Raw genomic sequence first — 3734 nt, forward strand, 5'->3', positions numbered from 1 at the left:
GTGCCGCATCCGGCCGGCCTGACCGGCAGCGGCCGGGTGGGCGCCCTGGCCGACCCGGTGACGCTGGCCGGGTTCGCCGAGCTGGTGGCCGCGCGGCTGCCGGCCACGGCCGGCGGGGTCCGGGCGGCGGGCGCGCCGGACCGGCCGATCCGCACCGTCGCCGTGTGCGGCGGCGCCGGCGACTCCTACCTGGCCGCGGCCGCCGCGGCCGGCGCCGACGTCTACCTCACCTCTGACCTGCGGCACCACGTGGTCGGTGAGTTCGTCGCCGACCCGGCCAACCCGGCGGTCGTCGACGTCGCCCACTGGGCGGGGGAGTGGCCGTGGCTCCCCGTCGCCGCCGACCTGCTGCGCGCCGCGCATCCGGACCTGGTGGTCAGCGTCTCCACCACCCGCACCGATCCCTGGACCGTGCACGCCGCCGCCGGATCGGTCCGGTAGCGTCGGACCGTGCCTGCCAAAGCCGACCCGTTCCTGCAGCGTCGACTGCTGGACGTCGCGCGGATCGACCAGGCGGTCGCCGCGGCCGAGCACCGCCGCCGCTCGCTGCCCGAGTTGGCCCAGATCGAGCAGGGCAGCGCCACCGTCGACCGGCTGCGCGGGTCGCTGGTGCTCAAGCAGGCCGAGATCGGCGACCTGGACCGGGATGCCCGCAAGTTGGACACCGAGATCGAGGCGGTCCGCACCCGGGCGAGGCGGGACAACGAGCGGCTGGCCGCCGGCACCGCGCCGGCCAAGGACCTGGAGAACATGCAGCACGAGCTGACATCGCTCGCCCGGCGGCAGTCGACCCTGGAGGACGACGCGCTGGAGCTGATGGAGCGTCGCGAGGAGGCCGACGCCGAGGTCGGGCGGATCGAGGCCGAGCTGGCCGCCGCCCAGGCTCAGGTCGGGGCGGCGCAGCAGCGTCGGGACGACGCCGTGGCCGACATCGACGACGAGATCCGGCGGGCCGCGGCCGAGCGGGCCGGCCTGCTCGACGGCATGCCGGCCGACCTGATGAAGCTCTACGAGCAGATCCGCGGCCGCGGCCGGACCGCCGCCGGGGCGCTCACCGGCGGCCGCTGCGAGGCCTGCCGGATGGACCTGGACCGCAGCGCCCTCAACGACATCTGGGCGGCCCCGCCGGACGCGGTCGTCCGCTGCTCGGAGTGCGGCGCCATCCTGATCCGGGCGTGAGCCCCGACCCGGACCCCGGACGCCGGGTCGTCGTCCAGGCCGACGGCGGATCGCGCGGCAACCCGGGTCCGGCCGGCTACGGCGCCGTGGTGTTCGCCGCCGACGGCACGACGGTGCTGGCCGAGCGGGCGGCCGCGATCGGCCGGGCCACCAACAACGTGGCCGAGTACTCCGGCCTGATCGCCGGGCTGGAGGCGGCCCTGGAGCTGGGCGCCCGGTCGGTGGCCGTTCAGATGGACTCCAAGCTGGTCATCGAGCAGATGTCCGGCCGCTGGAAGGTCAAGCACCCGGACATGAAGCCGCTGGCCGGCCGGGCCGCCACGCTGGCCGCCCGGTTCGCCGAGGCGACGTTCACCTGGATCCCGCGGGAGCGCAACGCTCACGCCGACCGGCTGGCCAACGAGGCGATGGACGCCGCCGCGGCCGGCCGGGTCTGGGCGGCCACCGGCGCGGTTGCCGTTGCCGCCGACGATCCGCCCTCCGCCGCCCGGTCCGATCCGCTGCCCGATCCGCCGTCCGACGCGCCGCCCGATCCGGCGGCCGCGCCGCCGCCGCGGAACGGGCAGCCGACCCGGTTCCTGGTCGTCCGGCACGGGCAGAGCACCTTCGGGGCCCAGGGCCGGTTCACCGGGCGCGAGGACGTCCCGCTGACCGAGATCGGACGCTCCCAGGCGGCCGCGGTGGCGCGCCGCATCGCGCCGGCCGGACCGGTCGTCGTGCTGACCTCACCGCTGGTCCGCTGCCGCGAGACGGCCGCGGCCGTCGCCGGTCCCGCCGCGGCGCCGCTGATCGAGGACGACCGGCTGCTCGACGAGCAGCTGGGCGACTGGACCGGGCTCCGGGAGGCCGAGATCGGGGCCGGCTGGCCGGCCGAGCTCGCGCGCTGGCGCCGGGACCCGGCCGCGGCCCCGCCCGGCGGTGAGTCGTTCCTGCAGGTCCGCGACCGGGTCCGGCCCGTCCTGACCGAGGCGCTGTCCACCTACCGCGGGCACGCCGTCGTCCTGGTCACCCACGCGGCGGTGGCCAAGATGATCCTGACCACGGCGCTGCAGGCGGACCCGGCCGTGGCCTTCCGGCTGCGGGTGGACACCGGGTCGCTGTCGGCGGTCGACGTCGACGCGGCCGGCGGGATCGTCGTCCGCAGCGTCAACGAGACCGCGCACCTGCCGTGAGGCCCGACGGGTCGGCGAGCGGCGCGTCGGCTCAGCCCGCCTTGCGGGCGATCCCTTCGTACAGGTAGGCGCTCCACCGGGGGGCTCCGGGCAGGTAGCCGTCGTGCTCGCCGGTCAGCTCGAAGCCGGCCGCCCGCAGCACCGCCGGGGTCGCCGTGTCCAGCCGGCAGCCCGACACCCGACGGTTGAGGCCGTTCAGCCGGTGCTGCCAGCGCGCCACGGCGGCGTCCGGACTGGCACCGTGCTCGGCGTAGCTGACGAACCCGCCGGGCACCAGCACCCGGTACAGCTCACGGGCGGCCGCCGGCTGGTCCGGGATGGAGCAGAGGGTCAGCATCAGCAGCGCGCAGTCCACCGAGGCGTCGGGCAGGGGCAGACGCTGGCCGTCCAGCCCGTCGAAGTCGACCGGGACCGCCGCCGCCGTCACCCGCGGCCCGGCCAGCCGGCGGGCGACCGCCGACGGTTCGATCGCCCGCACCCGGGTGACCGCCGGCGGGTAGTGGGCCACGTTGAGCCCCGAGCCGAACCCGACCTCGACCACGGTGCCGTGCAGCGGCGCGCAGGCCCGCTCCCGGACCCGCCGCACGGAATCCCGGTCCAGGGTGCGGTCGTGGAGCCGGGGCAGGACGCGCTCGCGGTAGAAGCCCATGCCGTCATGGTGCCCGGCGAACGGTTGCCCGGGCGCCGCGGCCGGGGCTTGACTGGAGCCATGCAGCTGGGCCGCCGCTCGGAGCGGTTCGCCGACCGCACCGCCGCGGGCGCCGCGCTGGTGGCGCCGGTGACCCGCTGGCTGGCCGAGCACGGGGCCGGTCCCGCCGGGGCCGTGCCGGTGCTGGTGCTGGCCCTGCCGCGGGGCGGGGTCCCGGTCGCGGTTCCGGTAGCCCGGGCCGTGCGGGCGCCGCTGGACGTGCTGCTCGTGCGCAAGATCGGTGTGCCCGGGCAGCCGGAGCTGGCGATGGGCGCGGTCGCGGCGGTGGCGGGCGCGGTGGCGGGTGCCGGCGAGCCGGATGGGTCCGGCGGGCCGGCCGGACCGACGAGTGCGGCCCCGGACGACCTCGGGGTGGTGGAAGTGGTCCGGAACGAGCTCGTGCTCGACCGGCTGCGGCTCCCGGCGGCGGTCTTCGCCGACGTGCTGGACCGGGAACTGACCGAACTGCACCGGCGGATGTCGGCCTACCGCGGCGACCGGCCGCCGCCGGTGAGCCGGGGACGGGCCGTGGTCGGGGTCGACTACGGGTTGGCCACCGGCTCCACGATGCGGGCGGCCGTCGCGGCGGTCCGCCGGCTTGGGCCGGCCCGGGTGCTGGTCGCGGTCCCGGTCGGGGCGGCGGACAGCTGCGCGCGGCTGCGCGAGTGCCCGGACGTCGACGACGTGCTCTGCGC

Annotated in this window: 5 protein-coding genes; 4 read left to right on the forward strand and 1 reads right to left on the reverse strand. The window is 77.4% G+C overall.

Annotation, left to right across the window (positions count from 1 at the left end; translation table 11 throughout):
- From ACOJUF_RS09015 to ACOJUF_RS09025, 3 genes are all read left to right on the forward strand, one after another.
- Nucleotides 1-441 (forward strand): Nif3-like dinuclear metal center hexameric protein (locus ACOJUF_RS09015; protein ID WP_420121526.1); only part of this gene is annotated, 441 nt, incomplete at its 5' end.
- A gap of 9 nt (nucleotides 442-450) precedes the next feature.
- Nucleotides 451-1179 carry a zinc ribbon domain-containing protein gene (locus tag ACOJUF_RS09020; RefSeq protein WP_420121527.1) on the forward strand — a complete coding sequence of 243 codons (729 nt, stop codon included), beginning with the start codon at nucleotides 451-453 and terminating at the stop codon, nucleotides 1177-1179.
- Nucleotides 1176-2351, forward strand: coding sequence for a bifunctional RNase H/acid phosphatase (locus ACOJUF_RS09025; RefSeq protein WP_420121528.1), 1176 nt, complete (start codon nucleotides 1176-1178; stop codon nucleotides 2349-2351). Before ACOJUF_RS09020 ends, ACOJUF_RS09025 begins: the two co-directional genes overlap by 4 nt.
- A 31-nt stretch (nucleotides 2352-2382) precedes the next feature.
- Here the strand turns inward: ACOJUF_RS09025 and ACOJUF_RS09030 are convergent, their stop codons facing one another.
- A complete protein-coding gene (locus ACOJUF_RS09030) occupies nucleotides 2383-3000 on the reverse strand; it encodes a class I SAM-dependent methyltransferase (RefSeq protein ID WP_420121529.1) in 618 nt (205 codons plus the stop codon).
- 60 nt (nucleotides 3001-3060) lie between these two features.
- Here ACOJUF_RS09030 and ACOJUF_RS09035 point away from each other — a divergent pair.
- Nucleotides 3061-3734, forward strand: a 674-nt coding sequence (locus ACOJUF_RS09035; RefSeq protein ID WP_420121530.1) for a phosphoribosyltransferase, incomplete at its 3' end; no start/stop codon positions are given.

The sequence above is a fragment of the Nakamurella sp. genome (assembly GCF_048594475.1).
GTDB lineage: Bacteria > Actinomycetota > Actinomycetes > Mycobacteriales > Nakamurellaceae > Nakamurella.

Bases quoted from the DNA above. Each gene is read 5' to 3' on its own strand.
- ACOJUF_RS09030 (WP_420121529.1), bottom strand. From the start codon at position 3,000: ATGGGCTTCTACCGCGAGCGCGTCCTGCCCCGGCTCCACGACCGCACC.